Genomic DNA, 14,573 nt, shown 5'->3' on the forward strand with positions numbered 1-14,573 from the left:
CGGCCTGCGGCCAGCGACGTATAGCCTTGGCACATGACTCCAGCGCATCCGCAGAAGTGGCCCGTCCATGCCGTCCGGGGCGGAGTTGACCAGCAACTCCTGAGGGACTGCCGCGTGCTCCTGGCCGCGGCAGAGGAATCGGACGGCAACCCGTCAATTTCCGAACAGACCCTGGTGACCATGCGTTCCGGGGACACCGCGGAACACAGCCTGCTGACCCTGGCCCTGTACGCGCCGGACGAGGACTCCGATCCCGCGACCGGCCAGGATCTGGCGGGTTTCGCTGTGGTGGTTGAGGAGCCTGACGGCAACGGCGTCCTCGAAATCGCCGTCCACCCCTCCTACCGGAACCAGGGGGTTGCCGACCGCCTGGTGGGTGCGCTCAAGGAAGCCCGGGGCTTTGAGGGGCTGAAGGCCTGGTCCCATGGCAACCACGAGGCAGCCGCTGACCTCGCCGCCCGCTACGGGTACAAGCCGGTGCGTGAGCTGTGGAAGATGAGGATGACGACGGCGGGCGCGGACCTGCCCGACGCCGGCCTTCCGGACGGCGTGGCCATCCGCACCTTCGTGCCCGGGAAGGATGAGGACTCCTGGCTGGCTGCCAACAGGGAGGCGTTCGCACACCACCCGGAGCAGGGACACCTGACACGGGCCGACCTCGAAGCGCGCATGGCCGAGGACTGGTTTGATCCTGCCGGGTTCTTCCTGGCGGAAGACCGCGACGGCCGCCTGCTGGGCTACCACTGGACCAAGGTCCATCCGGGGCACGGCGCCCACCCGGCAATCGGCGAGGTGTACGTGGTGGGGGTAACGCCGGCCGCGCAGGGCATGGGGCTCGGCAAGGCTCTGACGCTCACCGGCATCAGGCACCTCCGTGACTCCGGGTTGACCGCCGTCATGCTCTACGTCGATGCCGACAACAGTGCTGCGGTTGCCCTGTACCGGCGGCTGGGCTTCACCCGGTGGGACATGGACGTCATGTACGGCCCCGCAGCAGGGTGAACAGGACGGCCTCAACAAACGCTGCCACCACTTAAATCAAGGGCTGTGGCCCCACCGATTGCTTGTAAGGTTGAAAGGGAACCGCGCGGGGCGGAAGCGCCGGCACCAAAGCGCCAGCAAAAGGAGTTGCCATGAACCCGGAACCGTCCGGAACAGCCACGTCCCAGGATGTTGCGGTGCCCGTACGGGCGCGCTTCGGCTCCTCCGAAGTACCGGCGTCCAGGGCCACGCAGGACCGCATCGACATTCCCGAGTTCGCCCCTAACCTGCAGCCGGAAGGGGACATCAGGCCGGACCGGTTCCTGGACCGAGAGCTGAGCTGGCTTGCCTTCAACTCCCGCGTGCTGGAGCTGGCCGAGGACCCCACCCTGCACCTGCTGGAACGCGTCAACTTCCTGTCCATCTTCGCGTCCAACCTTGACGAGTTCTTCATGGTCCGTGTGGCGGGCCTCAAGCGCCGCATCGCCACCGGACTTGCCGTCCCCTCGCCGGCCGGGCTGAGCCCTGTTGAGGTGCTGGAAAGCATCAGCGAGGAAGCCCACCGGCTTCAGGAGCGGCACGCGCAGGTCTATGCCGACCAGATTCGGCCGGCCCTGGCCTACGAGCACATCCACCTCATGCAGTGGGATGAACTGGACGACACCGCCCAGCAGCAGCTGAGCGCGATGTTCGCCGAAAAAGTCTTCCCCATCCTCACTCCCCTTGCTGTTGATCCGGCCCACCCCTTCCCGTACATCTCGGGTCTGTCCCTGAACCTTGCCGTGGTGGTCCGCAACCCTGTCAGCGACAAGGAACTCTTTGCCCGCGTCAAGGTCCCGGACCAGCTTCCCCGGCTGATCTCCATCGACGGCCCCCGTGCCGGCGCGGTGCCGGGCCGCGTGGCCCGGTTCATCGCGCTCGAGGAAGTCATCGCCGTCCACCTGGACAAGCTGTTCCCGGGCATGGAGGTCCTGGAGCACCACACGTTCCGCGTCACCCGCAATGAGGACGTGGAGGTGGAGGAGGACGACGCCGAAAACCTCCTGCAGGCCCTGGAGAAGGAACTGCTGCGCCGCCGGTTCGGGCCGCCCGTCAGGCTTGAAGTCACCAACGACATCAACCCCAACATCCGCGCCCTGCTGATCCGGGAGCTGGGGGTGGAGGAATCCGAGGTGTACTCGGTGCCGGCTCCGCTTGACCTCCGGGGCCTGTCAGTCATCGCGGGCATCGACCGGGCGGACCTGCACTATCCCAAGCACGTCCCGCACACCTCCCGGTACCTGAACGAATCCGAGACCGCCAAGGCCGCGAACGTCTTCGCCGCGATGCGCCGCCGAGACATCCTGCTGCACCACCCGTATGACTCGTTCTCCACGTCGGTGCAGGCGTTCCTGGAACAGGCCGCCGCGGACCCCAAGGTCCAGGCCATCAAGCAGACCCTGTACCGCACGTCAGGCGACTCCCCGATTGTCGACGCCCTGATCGATGCTGCGGAGGCCGGCAAGCAGGTCCTGGCGCTGGTGGAGATTAAGGCACGGTTCGACGAGCAGGCCAACATCTCCTGGGCCCGCAAGCTGGAACAGGCGGGCGTGCACGTGGTCTACGGCATCGTGGGCCTGAAGACCCACTGCAAGCTTTCACTGGTGGTCCGCCAGGAAGTGGACGGGCTGCGCCGCTACTGCCACATCGGCACCGGCAACTACCACCCGCGCACGGCCCGGTACTACGAGGACCTGGGCCTGCTGACCGCCAACGAGCAGGTGGGCGAGGATCTGTCCAAGCTGTTCAACCAGCTTTCCGGCTATGCGCCCAAGTCCACGTTCAAGCGGCTCCTCGTGGCGCCACGTTCCGTCCGGTCGGGGCTCATCGACAGGATCGAGACGGAGATCCGCAATGCCCGGGCCGGGGTCCCGGGGCACGTGCAGATCAAGGTCAACTCAATGGTGGACGAGGCCATTATCGACTCCCTGTACCGCGCGTCCCAGGCAGGGGTGAAGGTGGATGTTGTGGTCCGCGGCATCTGCTCGCTGCGCCCCGGAGTTCCCGGCCTCAGCGACAACATCACGGTCCGCTCCATCCTGGGGCGCTTCCTGGAGCACTCACGCGTATTCGCCTTCGCCAACGGCGGTGACCCGGTGGTGTACATCGGCTCCGCGGACATGATGCACCGTAACCTGGACCGCCGGGTGGAGGCCCTGGTCCAGCTGGCCAGTGCTGACGACGTTACGTACGTCCTTGACCTCATGCGCCGCTATATGGACCCGGAAACCTCCAGCTGGCACCTTGACAACGAGGGTCGCTGGACGCGGCACCACCTGTCCGAGGACGGAAAACCGCTTGAAGACGTCCAGTCCTGGCTGTTGGCATCCCGGCCGCGGCAACGCAGCCTGAGCCGGCGATAGGCAGCCGCGTTGTCGAGCGATGCACTCGTAGCCGACCAGACCGACCATCCGGGGGAACCCGTAGCCGTTACCGCCGCGGGAGCCATCCCCTGGCGGGTCAACAAGGACCGCCTTGAAGTCCTGCTGATCCACCGGCCCCGCTATGACGACTGGTCATGGCCCAAGGGAAAGATCGACGCCGGTGAGACGGTTCCGGAATGCGCCGTCCGTGAGGTGAGCGAGGAAATAGGGCTCACCGCGCCGCTGGGCATACCGCTGCCGCCCATCCATTACCACGTGGCCTCGGGCCTGAAGAAGGTCCATTATTGGGCCGTCAAGGCCAATGGCAACGGACTGGTGCCCGATGGCAAGGAAGTGGACAGCGTCATGTGGTGCGTCCCCGAGAAGGCTGCCCGCCTGCTGTCCAACCCCTCCGACGTCGCACCCCTTGAATTCCTGCGCGACGCGCACGAACGGGGAACGCTGGACACGTGGCCCCTGCTGGTGCTGCGCCACGCCAAGGCCAAGCCGCGGGCCTCCTGGAGCAAGGCCGAGGGCGAACGTCCACTCGCGGCCACCGGCACGCGGCAGGCGCAGGCTGTCGGCCGGCTGCTGCAGGTCTGGCAGCCCATGCGTGTAGTCACCAGCCCGTGGCTGCGCTGTGTTGCCACCGTTGCCCCCTATGCGCGGTCCACCGGGGCCAAAGTGAAGCTGGCGGAGGGCCTGACCGAACACAAGCACCAGCGCAGCCCCAAGAAGACGGCTGCCGTCATCGAAGCCCTCTTCGACAAGCAGCGGGCCGTGGTGGTCTGCACCCACCGGCCTGCCCTGCCAACCGTGCTCAAGCAAGTGGGTACCCACATGCCGTCCGACCTGGCGAAGCTGCTGCCTGCTCACGAGCCGTTTTTGTCGCCGGGCGAACTGGTGGTCTGCCATGTGGCCAACGGCGGGAGCAAGCGCGTGGTCGCCGTGGAACAGCTCAAGCCTTTCGATGACTAAGGAGCGGTCCCAGTAGACTTGAGGCGTGAGCATCCCTACGCCTTATGAAGACCTCCTGCGCGATGTCCTGGCCAACGGCACCCATAAATCGGACCGCACTGGCACCGGAACCACCAGTGTTTTCGGCCGCCAGATCCGCTTTGACCTCTCCAGGAGCTTCCCGCTGATCACCACCAAGCGGGTCCACTTCAAGTCCGTGGCGGTGGAACTTCTGTGGTTCCTGCGCGGCGAGACCAATATCAAGTGGATGACGGACCAGGGCGTCACCATTTGGAATGAGTGGGCGGATGCGGACGGCGACCTGGGGCCGGTCTACGGCGTGCAGTGGCGCAGCTGGCCCACCCCTGATGGCGGCCACATCGACCAGATCGCCGAGCTCATCGAGAACCTGAAGTCGAATCCGGACTCGCGCCGGCACATCGTATCCGCCTGGAATGTCTCCGAGCTCAACGACATGGCGCTGCCGCCCTGCCACGCGTTCTTCCAGTTCTACGTGGCCAACGGCAAGCTGTCCTGCCAGCTCTACCAGCGTTCCGCGGACATGTTCCTGGGGGTGCCGTTCAACATCGCCTCCTACGCGCTGCTCACCTGCATGGTTGCCCAGCAGGTGGGGCTTGAGCCCGGCGAGTTCGTCTGGACGGGCGGTGACGTGCACATTTACGAGAACCACATGGACCAGGTCCTCAAGCAGCTGGAACGCGAGCCCTACGAGTACCCGCAGCTGAGGATCACCCGCAAGCCGGCGTCGATCTTCGACTACACCCTTGAGGACTTCGAAGTGATCGGCTACCAGCACCACCCGACGATTAAGGCACCGATCGCCGTATGAGCACAGGAAACTTCACTGACCCGCAGTCCTTTACCGAGGAACTGGCCGCCTCGATCACCGGCGTGGGGCTGGTGTGGGCGCAGACCTCCGACGGGGTTATCGGCAAGGACGGGGACATGCCCTGGAACCTGCCCGAGGACCTCAGGCACTTCACCCGCCTCACCACCGGGCACCCAGTGATCATGGGCCGGAAGACCTGGCTTTCGTTCCCGGACAAGTACCGCCCGCTGCCCGGCCGCACCAACATCGTCATCACCCGGCAGCCAGGCTGGGCCAGCACGCCTGAGGCGGAGGGCGCCGTCGTGGTCCCTTCCCTGGATGACGCGCTCCTTGAGTCGCAGTTTGTCGACGGCGGCGAAACCGTCTGGATCCTGGGCGGCGGTGAGGTCTTCCGCCAGTCCACCGAGCTCGCCAACGTCGCGGTGGTCACCACCATCGATGTGAAGGCCGACGGCGACACGTTCGCTCCCGAGCTTGGGCCCAGCTGGGAGGCCACCGCCTCCGTCCCGCCGGACGGCTGGCTGACCGCCGCCAACGGCACGCGCTACCGATTCACCAAATGGTCACGGACCGAGGGCTAGGAACATGCTGAAGAAACCGGAAACCCTGTTCGTCCTGGGCTACATGCTGCTGCCCCTGCTGGCGCTGCTGTCCGCGATCGTCGGGCTGACCATGATCCTGGGCGGCAACAAGATCGCCGGGGCCATCGTGCTCGTGGTGGTCACGCAGGTCTTCACCTTCGGGGCGTTCTTCGCGCTCCGCGCGCGGAAGGCGGCGATGCTGGAGCAGCCGGACCGGAGCTAGCGCTTACGGCAGCGGCATGGGGAGGCCAACCCATCGCGGCCGGGCTGCTCCTGCCCTAGGCTGGGGCACGCAGCACTCTGGGGGCTGTCGGATGAATATTGGGGGGAATCCTGGTGGCAGGAACTTTGTGGGGCGCCGACGTCGACCAACTGCGGACCCTCGCGCAGCAGTTCAGCAAGACGGCGGACCTGCTGCAGCAGCAGGCGACGCAGCTGAGCAGCCAGATCAACAACAACCCGGCCTGGAAGGGCGCAGACGCCCAGCGGTTCCGGTCTGACTGGAACACCAGCCATCGCACCCTTCTACAACAGACCGTCTCGCGGCTGCAGCAGGAGTCAAAGGTCCTCCTCAAGAACGCTGATGAGCAGGAGGAGGCGAGCACCGCCGGTGGCGGACCTGGCGCCGGTTTGCCTGCCGGCAGCAACGGTCCCCGCCCGCCAGTCCCGGGGCAGGGCAGCAACGATCCGTGGGGCCCGGACTGGCTCACGCATCCCAACTCCCCTTTCCGCAGCGGCTGGGACATGTACAACCTCACCAAAGCGTTGCCGAATCTCCGGGCAGGACTGTTCGATCTTCCCCATTTCATCAGCAAGGCAGACAACGTGCCCGAGTTCTTGTTTTCCAAGGACTTCCGGAGTGTGGCAAAGGCATTCCAGGACACAAACATGCTCAGCCAGTATTTCAACACTTCCTCCGAGCTGTTCGACGGCAGGTGGGACACCGCTCTGAACCTCGCCGAGGGCGGCAAGGCGGCCAAGTTCTTCGAGTTCGGCGGCAAAGCCCTGGGCGGCGTCGGAGTGGGCCTTGATGTGCTGGACACTGTCAACAACATCAAAGAGGGCGATGCGGGTGCTGCCTTTTACTCCGGAATCAAGGCCGGCCTGGGAGTGGCCAGTTTCGCTCCCCCGCCTGTTGGAACGGCGGCAATGGTGGCGTCCGGAGCGTTGGCCATCTATGACAATGTTCCGATAGTCAAGGAAACAGTCAATGCCATCGGCGGATCCATCGCTGATGGTGCCAAGGAAGTCTGGGAAGGCGCTGGGGATGCCGCCGAAAAAGTCGGCGACTTCTTTGGTTTCTGAGCCCACAACGAGAGGTATTGACGATGACTGAGACAACAACGGAAACCGCCTCCATCCCGGATGCCATCGGATATGGTTTTGCCGAGATGGTTACCCTTGCAAGCCTGCAGGGCGGGGACGCTGCCGTGCTCAGCGCTGAAGCACTGAGGGTGGACGGCTACCTGAACAACACGGACATGGTGAGCGCCGGTGCGTCTTCATTGGTGGCCCGAGGCCTGGCCAAAGCCGAAAGTGACGGGCTTCTCTCCGTGTCAGGCCCCACTGCCGCCGTTGCTGCCCTCCTCTCCTCTGCCAGCCGTCGGATTGAAATCTCTCTGCTGACGGCAGAGGGAGGCGACAGCGTCATCGGTATGGAAGGCGGAGGCATTCATCTGCTGTTCCAGCCCAGGGCCTACTTCACCTGGTGGGCTATGGCGCAGAGACCCGATGTCACAGCCGCCGAGGCCAACTTCATGGTCATCAAGAAGCACCTGCGCGACAACCCCCAGGGTGGCGCCACTCTCCGACGGCGCGAAGATCCCAAGGGGCAGACACTGTACGTGAAGAGCGGCGGCGACCAATTCTGGACCATCGGTATCTCCACACCCCAGCAGGCAGACATCACTGAAACCAGGGGCGTGGACGACGCCGGTCTCCTTCACCATATCCAAACCATCCGTCAGGACTGACTGTGACATTCGACCGCGACCGTGAACGCCGCAATGATGACGTCTATGCCGAGCACAAGGCCGCGCTCGCCCGGGGTGAGAAGCGCGTACTGCGGAGGACCAGCACAGGTGAACTGCACAGCTATCCTGGGGACGAGATCGGCTTTTCTCCCGGGCGTGGCCACGTGCAGGTCCGATCGTGGTGGGGCATGGGAATCCTCAGCGCCGTCATGGTGGTCCTGGTCATTCTCTCCCTGGTGATACTTCTGCGTCCCCTGCCTGATGGGGGCCAGCCCTTCTGGGGCGCCCTGGTCCTCACCGCATTCAGCAGTCTCGGGGCTTGGTACACCTTCGGCATGGCAAAGGACGAGTACCGGGCCAAAAAACTGCGCAAGGAACGGCAAGCACCGGAACCTGGGGCTGGACATGTCAACGAATGAACCGCACGGCAAGGGCGTGCCCCAGGAACCGGGCTACGTCCCCACCCGCCGGCCCCCGGAGACGCCCATGAAGCATCGCCTGGCCGGGAATCTCCCGCGGCCCGTGGAATAACGCCCAAAGCGCGTGCCGCCGTCGTGAATTTATCCCAGCCCGCGCGTGACGTAACCGACTGCGCCCTACCGGACGCGAAGTCTAAACTGGACCAATGACTACAGCAGCTACCCCTTCCGTCGGCCTGGTCGGATGGCGCGGCATGGTCGGCTCCGTCCTGATGCAGCGCATGCAGGACGAGGGCGACTTCGCCAACATCAACCCGGTGTTCTTCTCCACCTCCAACGCGGGAGGTGCCGCGCCGTCCTTTGCTGACGGCGCCGGCAAGCTCGAGAACGCGTTCGACCTCGACACCCTGGCCAAGCTGCCCATTATCGTCACCGCCCAGGGCGGCGACTACACCAAGCAGGTGCACGGCGAGCTGCGCAGCCGCGGCTGGGACGGCCTGTGGATCGACGCCGCCTCCACCCTCCGTATGAATGACGATTCGATCATCGTGCTGGACCCCATCAACCGCGATGTCATCGACAAGGGCCTGGTCAACGGCACCAAGGACTTCATCGGCGGCAACTGCACCGTGTCCTGCATGCTCATGGGCCTCGGCGGCCTGTTCAAGAACGGCCTGGTGGAGTGGGGCACGTCCATGACCTACCAGGCTGCGTCCGGCGGCGGCGCCCGGCACATGCGTGAACTGCTCACCCAGTTCGGTACGCTCAACGCCGAGGTCAGCACGGAACTGGACGACCCCGCGTCGGCCATCCTGGACATCGACCGCAAAGTCCTGGCCCACCAGCGCACCGATGTCGACGCCACGCAGTTCGGCGTCCCCCTGGCCGGTTCCCTGATCCCCTGGATCGACGCGGACCTGGGCAACGGTCAGTCCAAGGAAGAGTGGAAGGCCGGGGTGGAGACCAACAAGATCCTGGGCACCACGGACGAAAACCGCGTCATCATGGACGGCCTCTGTGTCCGCATCGGCGCCATGCGCTCCCACTCCCAGGCCCTGACGCTGAAGCTGCGCGAAGACCTGTCCGTCGCCGAGATCGAGAAGCTCCTGGACGAGGACAACCAGTGGGCAAAGGTTGTTCCCAACACCAAGGAAGCCTCGATGGCGGAGCTGACCCCGGTGGCTGCCTCCGGCACCCTGGACATCCCGGTGGGCCGCATCCGCAAGATGGAAATGGGTCCTCAGTACATCAGCGCCTTTACCGTGGGCGACCAGCTCCTCTGGGGCGCCGCCGAGCCGCTGCGCCGCATGCTCAACATCGCCACCGGCAACCTGTAGCCACGCAGCTGCCCGACAAGCGGCCCGGCCTGCAAAAGCAGGCCGGCCCGTTTCTGCACCTGCCCCCGGAATCGCCGGCGTGAATTGCGGGTGTCCCTTATGAGGGACGGCTGCCAAAAGTGATGACCGCGCCGCCGTCGGCTGTCCACGAGATCCGGCCGCCCTGATAGTCCTGGGCCACGCCGCTGCCGGAGGCAAACTCGTCGGTGATAGGATACCCGAGCCGTCCCCTCTCAAAGTCCGTTGCTGCCCACGCCTGGCGGATCGCACCGACAGAATAGTGGGCACCGGAAGCCGGGGACCAAATGACCGCACCCCGCTGGTACGTCCGGTAGCAGCCGCCCCTGTCCAGCCCGCAGACGGTGCTGCCAGACGGTGCTCCGAGCCTTGGGTTGGCTGCCGCCACGGCATTCATGGCTGCAGCAGCGCCGGGCGGCGGTGTTGCCCCCGGTGGCGGTGTGTTCGGCGCGGCCAGAGCGTCGGCGCCCTGTCGGATGGTAACCAGTGGCAAGCCGCTGTCCTTAACTGCCGCTATCTGCGCATCGAGCACGGCAGTGTCTGTATGGTAAATGTCCCGGCCGATGCTCGCTCCCACCTCGTGATAGACCAATACCAGCCACGTGTTGTTTGCCTTCGCGGCATCGATCCAGCCCTGCACCGTGGCGGCAGTAGTGCCGGCATCGACGTTCTGCACGAGGATGTTGTACGGGTCGAAGCTGGCCTGGCTGTTGAAACCGTCATCGGTGTTGCGCTGGGTAGCGTAGAACTTCTGGACGGCCGCAGTGGTGGTCGGGTTATACGCCCCGTAGGGAGAGGCAAAATCCAGCGCCGCGGACGGACCGAACATCTGTTGCAGAGCGGCCTTGCTCTGCGCCAGCTCGTTTTCGAGTTGGGCGGCGGAAAGTTTGGTGAGGTCGGGGTGGGTGACTGTGTGCGACGCGATCTCGTCGCCACGGCTTGCGAAGGCCTGGATTTGGGCCTGCGACATGTAATCGGGCGTGTTGATCGATCCCGGGAGAACGTAAAGCGTGGCCGGAACCGCGTACTTTTTCAGGATGGGCAACCCGTTGGTGTACTGGCTGGCCCATCCGTCGTCGAATGTCACGCTCACCATACCGCCTGCGGCATGGGCCACGGGGGCAAACCAAAGCGAAACGGCACCGAGTATCAGGGTGACGGAGAAGGGGGCAACCAACCATTTCGGCGACCGGTTTCTTATGCTGTTCGCCGGGCGCACCCTGGTCGACGGCGGCTGTGAGGACGACGGACGGTCGGGCCTGCGCCGAAGGGCGGGCCCCATCTCCCGGATTCGATTCAAAATGTTCATCTCGTCGCCGCCCCTGCAGTAGTGGTTCGTGCCCTGGCGGAGAGTACTGCCTGGTCACGTAGGCATCGTCGTCCACGGTCCCGGCGAGCCCGGCGGCACGCGCCAGCGCAATGAAAACACGGTAAGCCCGTCTGACCGGGAGGGCTAGGGTAGCCACTACCCAAATTACTTGTTGGCCACCCCCGCGCGTCCAACCAAGCCATCCAGCAGGAGGCGAACAGCAAGCGCAGGGGTCCTTTATCAGTCACCAAGGAAGGCAAGGTAGCGCTTGGCAGCGCGGGCAAGGGCTGCCTGGGCTTCTGCCTTCAGCGGCCGGATATCACCAAAGAGTTCGGGTACGACGGCGGCGCCGGGCCCCGTGCCATGCAGCGCCCAGGTACCAATCACCTTCCCCGCGGCAACCACCGTCTTCTTGAAGACGCCGTTCCCGCCAGGCACGATCAGGTCGGAATGCCCAGGGTCCAGGACGAGCGTCCGATCCGTATAGCCGAGGACGAATTCGTCGAAACCAGGCAGCAGGTGGACCGATCGTGCACCTGGCACGCCGGAGTCCAGGAGGGTCGCCACCTGCGGGGACAGCCAATAGCTGATGCCCTCCAACTCCAGCTCCACGAGCTCGTGGCGGACGTTCTCAAACGCCGCACGCACCTCGGTCAGCGGCAGCCGTGTCCACCAGGCAAAGTCGTGGAGCGTGGCTGGCCCGTGGCTCCGGAAATAGCACAGCAGGAACTCGGCAACCGCCTCCTCACGCTCCATGGCCCGGGAGGCCGGAATCCAGTTGTCGAAGGCCGCGATCAGCTGCTGGTTGCCGGCCAGCGGCCCCAGCACCAGCCACCCGTGCCGGCACAGCGCACCCAGGAGATGGATGCCCCTCTGGCCCTGCGTCGGCTGGCCACCGGCGTCGAACACCTTGAACAGTACAGCGCGGCTAATGGGGCCGTCCGCGAGAATGCGGTCCAGGGCAAGGTCGCGGGCCTTCTCGATGTCCGCCCAAGTGATCTCAAGCTGCCGGTGGCGCCCCGCGATGCTCTTGGTGAGCCGCTCCGCGGTGAGGTCCAGCATCCAGCGCAAGTCCCCGGGAGCCACCAAATGCAGTGTTCCGCGCATGGGCCAGGACCGCACCACCGTCCCGGCATTGATGGCGGCCCGCACATCGGTAATTCCCGTACCCGGTACGCGGGCACCCACTGCCCACAGTGCGGCGGGCAGGTCCTGTGCCTGCATGGCGGTCATCCACCGCACCAGCTCCGGCACGGAGGTGCCGGCCGTCCCGGCGAGCCGCTGGGAGGCGAGCCGCAGCCGCCCCATCACCCTTCGGTCGCGCAGAACAGCTTGTGCAGCCATGCGCCCATCCTAGGCCGGGTAGAGCCGGGAGCGGCTAGAGTCCGAGGCCGATGAGCAGCGGCTCCGGGTGCAGCGAAATGCCGAATTGGCGTTCGACGCCGGCACGCACCTCCCGCGCGACAGCAACCATGTCGGCGGCGCTGGCTGAGCCGCGGTTGGTAATGGCCAGCGTGTGCTTGGTGGACAGCGATGCCCGGCCGCCGGCGACTCCGTCCTGGTCCAGCCCGAATCCCTTGCCGAAGCCTGCCTGGTCGATGAGCCACGCTGCCGAAAGCTTCACCAGGCCGTCCTGGCCGGCGGGATAGCGGGGCGCGGTCTCGGGCAGCTTGTCCGCCACCTCAGCCGACACGATGGGGTTGGTGAAGAACGATCCCGTGGAATAGGTATCCCGGTCGGAAGAATCCCACACCATTCCCTTGGACGCGCGCAGCCGGAGCACTTCGCGCCGCACGTCGTTGGCGTAGGCACGTTTGCCCACTTCCACGTTGAGGGCCCGTGCCAGCTCGGCGTAACGGATAGGGGCGCTCATCCGGCCCAGCGGCAACTGGAATTCCACGGTGAGCACCACGTACCGCGGCGAGCCGTTGACGGTGGCCTGCTTGAGGATGGAGTCCCGGTAGCCGAACTTCAGCTCCGAGTTGGTGAAGGTCTGCACGGCGTTCCGCTCACGGTCCCACGTGCGGACCGCGGCGATGGTCTGCGAGACTTCCGAGCCGTAGGCACCCACGTTCTGGACCGGCGTCGCGCCCGTTGAACCGGGAATGCCGGACAATGCCTCGATACCGGACCAGGCGTGGCGTACCGCGTGCTCCACCAGCTTGTCCCAGTTGTGGCCGGCCTGCACCACCACGGACACTCCCCCGCACGAGTCTTCGGCGTTGACCGTGAACCCTTCAGACGCGATCCTGATGACGGTCCCGGGGAACCCGTCGTCGGACACCAGGAGGTTGGATCCTCCACTGATGATCAGGACCTGTTCCCCGGCGGCATCCGCGGAGCGCACGGCGTCGATGATCTCAGCCTCGGTCCGGGCCTCGACGAACTTGCCGGCAGGGCCGCCGACGGCGGAGGTGGTCAGGGAGGAGAGCAGCGTGGGAGTCACCAGTCCACAATACAAGGGAAAGCTAACCGGCCTTCCGGGCCACCGGGGACAGAACGAAGCTCACCGCCAGCATCACCATCACGGCCAGCAGCGAATGCAGGATACCCACGTGTTCGGCCAGCAGGCCCAGCAGCGGCGGCCCGCAAAGGAAAGCCCCGTAGCCGATGGTGGACACCACCGAGACCCGGGCCGCGGCCTTGGCAGGATCGTCGGCTGCAGCGGACATGCCCACCGGGAAGCCCAGGGAGGCTCCCAGGCCCCACAACGCGAGCCCCACGTACGCAAGCCACGGCTCCGGCGCAAAGACGAAGACGCCCAGTCCCAGAACGGCCGCGGCAGCGCACCAGCGCATCACCGGGACCCTGCCGAATCTATCCAGCAGCACCGTCCCGGCAAAGCGCCCTATGGTCATGAAGGTGACAAAGAGTCCGTAACCGGCGGCTCCGGCGGCATCGCTCTGCCCGTGGCCGTCCGCCAGGGCAAGGGCCACCCAGTCCCCCGCCGCGCCCTCGGCCAGGGCGAGGCCCAGGACCAGCACGCCCAGCAGCAGGGTCCGCCGGTCCCGCCACGCCTGGGCGATCTTGCGCTTGTTGTCCAGCGGGGCATCACCGGCAGTGGTTCCCGCAGTGAGCACGGGAATGGGCCCCGTGGTGGGGTCCTCGAAGTTGTCCGGGGAGTAGGTCCGCGCCGCTGCCACCGGGGTGGCATCGGCACGGAACCAGGAGGCAGCCGTTGCTACCGACACCGCAACCACCACGCCCGCGGCCGCCAGGTGCCAGAACACCGGCATGGCGATTGCCGCGGCACCGGCGCCCAGTCCCGCGCCGGCCACGGTCCCCAGGCTGAACGCGCCATGCAGCCGCGGCATGATATGCCTGCCCACCGCGCGTTCCACTGCTGCGCCCTCCACATTGGACGCCGTGTTCCAGCTTCCGGTGCCAAGGCCGATGATGGCCAGGCCGGCTGCTGTTGCCACCGGGTTTGCCAGCACGGTTGTGCCAAAACCCGCGGTCAGCAGTCCGACCCCCACCATGATGCTGCCGGTGCGGCTGGTCTGCTTGGACCCGAGCCGCAGCACGATCAGTCCGGAGACGGAGACGGAGGCAAAGGACCCCAGCGTCATGCAGAGCAGGATGGCGCCCACGGTGCCCGGGGTAAGGCCCAGCGCGTCCCGGATGGCCGGCAGCCGGGATACCCAGGAGGCAAAGGCAAGGCCGCTGGCGCCGTAAGCTACCACAACGGCGTTGCGCCACGCCGTGACCTGGGCGGCGGTTGCGGCGGTTCCTGCAGGGGTGGTCAC

At 65.9% G+C, this 14,573-nt stretch carries 14 protein-coding genes; 10 read left to right on the forward strand and 4 right to left on the reverse strand.

Features of this window, described 5'->3' with window-relative positions; translation table 11 throughout:
- Window positions 1-33 precede the first annotated feature (33 nt).
- The 10 genes from mshD (at window position 34) to asd (ending at window position 9,500) form a co-directional block, all read left to right on the forward strand.
- Entirely contained in the window at window positions 34-1,002 is a 969-nt protein-coding gene (gene mshD / locus J2X98_RS03825) for a mycothiol synthase (RefSeq protein ID WP_141942726.1), read from the forward strand.
- A 131-nt stretch (window positions 1,003-1,133) separates the two neighbouring features.
- Entirely contained in the window at window positions 1,134-3,383 is a 2,250-nt protein-coding gene (locus J2X98_RS03830) for an RNA degradosome polyphosphate kinase (RefSeq protein WP_307304414.1), read from the forward strand.
- A gap of 9 nt (window positions 3,384-3,392) precedes the next feature.
- Entirely contained in the window at window positions 3,393-4,361 is a 969-nt protein-coding gene (locus J2X98_RS03835; RefSeq protein ID WP_307304417.1) for an NUDIX hydrolase, read from the forward strand.
- A 25-nt stretch (window positions 4,362-4,386) separates the two neighbouring features.
- Window positions 4,387-5,190, forward strand: coding sequence for a thymidylate synthase (locus J2X98_RS03840; RefSeq protein WP_141942732.1), 804 nt, complete (start codon window positions 4,387-4,389; stop codon window positions 5,188-5,190).
- On the forward strand, window positions 5,187-5,771 hold the full coding sequence (locus J2X98_RS03845) for a dihydrofolate reductase (RefSeq protein ID WP_141942734.1): 585 nt from the start codon (window positions 5,187-5,189) through the stop codon (window positions 5,769-5,771). Before J2X98_RS03840 ends, J2X98_RS03845 begins: the two co-directional genes overlap by 4 nt.
- A 4-nt stretch (window positions 5,772-5,775) precedes the next feature.
- Complete coding sequence (locus J2X98_RS03850) at window positions 5,776-5,994, forward strand: NF038396 family protein (protein ID WP_141942736.1); 219 nt, start codon at window positions 5,776-5,778, stop codon at window positions 5,992-5,994.
- Window positions 5,995-6,107: 113 nt separating this feature from the next.
- Window positions 6,108-7,076: a WXG100 family type VII secretion target gene (locus J2X98_RS03855; protein ID WP_307304421.1), complete on the forward strand. Its 969-nt coding sequence runs from the start codon at window positions 6,108-6,110 to the stop codon at window positions 7,074-7,076.
- A 23-nt stretch (window positions 7,077-7,099) separates the two neighbouring features.
- A complete protein-coding gene (locus J2X98_RS03860) occupies window positions 7,100-7,744 on the forward strand; it encodes a hypothetical protein (protein ID WP_307304424.1) in 645 nt (214 codons plus the stop codon).
- Between the two features lie 2 nt (window positions 7,745-7,746).
- Window positions 7,747-8,163 carry a hypothetical protein gene (locus J2X98_RS03865; protein ID WP_307304426.1) on the forward strand — a complete coding sequence of 139 codons (417 nt, stop codon included), beginning with the start codon at window positions 7,747-7,749 and terminating at the stop codon, window positions 8,161-8,163.
- 206 nt (window positions 8,164-8,369) lie between these two features.
- Window positions 8,370-9,500 carry an aspartate-semialdehyde dehydrogenase gene (asd, locus tag J2X98_RS03870; protein WP_307304428.1) on the forward strand — a complete coding sequence of 377 codons (1,131 nt, stop codon included), beginning with the start codon at window positions 8,370-8,372 and terminating at the stop codon, window positions 9,498-9,500.
- Between the two features lie 97 nt (window positions 9,501-9,597).
- Here the strand turns inward: asd and J2X98_RS03875 are convergent, their stop codons facing one another.
- The 4 genes from J2X98_RS03875 to J2X98_RS03890 all read right to left on the reverse strand — a co-directional run bounded on the left by J2X98_RS03875 (window position 9,598) and on the right by J2X98_RS03890 (window position 14,573).
- A complete protein-coding gene (locus J2X98_RS03875; RefSeq protein ID WP_307304430.1) occupies window positions 9,598-10,614 on the reverse strand; it encodes a polysaccharide deacetylase family protein in 1,017 nt (338 codons plus the stop codon).
- A gap of 453 nt (window positions 10,615-11,067) precedes the next feature.
- Complete coding sequence (locus tag J2X98_RS03880; RefSeq protein ID WP_307304433.1) at window positions 11,068-12,171, reverse strand: winged helix DNA-binding domain-containing protein; 1,104 nt, start codon at window positions 12,169-12,171, stop codon at window positions 11,068-11,070.
- A 34-nt stretch (window positions 12,172-12,205) separates the two neighbouring features.
- Window positions 12,206-13,273, reverse strand: a complete 1,068-nt coding sequence (locus J2X98_RS03885; protein WP_307304435.1) for a UDP-N-acetylmuramate dehydrogenase — start codon at window positions 13,271-13,273, stop codon at window positions 12,206-12,208.
- A 22-nt stretch (window positions 13,274-13,295) separates the two neighbouring features.
- Complete coding sequence (locus J2X98_RS03890) at window positions 13,296-14,573, reverse strand: MFS transporter (RefSeq protein ID WP_307304439.1); 1,278 nt, start codon at window positions 14,571-14,573, stop codon at window positions 13,296-13,298.

It is taken from the genome of Pseudarthrobacter enclensis (assembly GCF_030811655.1).
Classification (GTDB): domain Bacteria; phylum Actinomycetota; class Actinomycetes; order Actinomycetales; family Micrococcaceae; genus Arthrobacter; species Arthrobacter enclensis_A.

What these genes read in the sequence shown, in the direction of transcription:
- mshD (WP_141942726.1), top strand. Translation starts at nt 34, where the DNA reads ATGACTCCAGCGCATCCGCAGAAGTGGCCCGTCCATGCCGTCCGGGGC.
- J2X98_RS03830 (WP_307304414.1), top strand. Translation starts at nt 1,134, where the DNA reads ATGAACCCGGAACCGTCCGGAACAGCCACGTCCCAGGATGTTGCGGTG.
- J2X98_RS03845 (WP_141942734.1), top strand. Translation starts at nt 5,187, where the DNA reads ATGAGCACAGGAAACTTCACTGACCCGCAGTCCTTTACCGAGGAACTG.
- J2X98_RS03850 (WP_141942736.1), top strand. Translation starts at nt 5,776, where the DNA reads ATGCTGAAGAAACCGGAAACCCTGTTCGTCCTGGGCTACATGCTGCTG.
- J2X98_RS03860 (WP_307304424.1), top strand. Translation starts at nt 7,100, where the DNA reads ATGACTGAGACAACAACGGAAACCGCCTCCATCCCGGATGCCATCGGA.
- asd (WP_307304428.1), top strand. Translation starts at nt 8,370, where the DNA reads ATGACTACAGCAGCTACCCCTTCCGTCGGCCTGGTCGGATGGCGCGGC.
- J2X98_RS03875 (WP_307304430.1), bottom strand. Translation starts at nt 10,614, where the DNA reads ATGGTGAGCGTGACATTCGACGACGGATGGGCCAGCCAGTACACCAAC.
- J2X98_RS03880 (WP_307304433.1), bottom strand. Translation starts at nt 12,171, where the DNA reads ATGGCTGCACAAGCTGTTCTGCGCGACCGAAGGGTGATGGGGCGGCTG.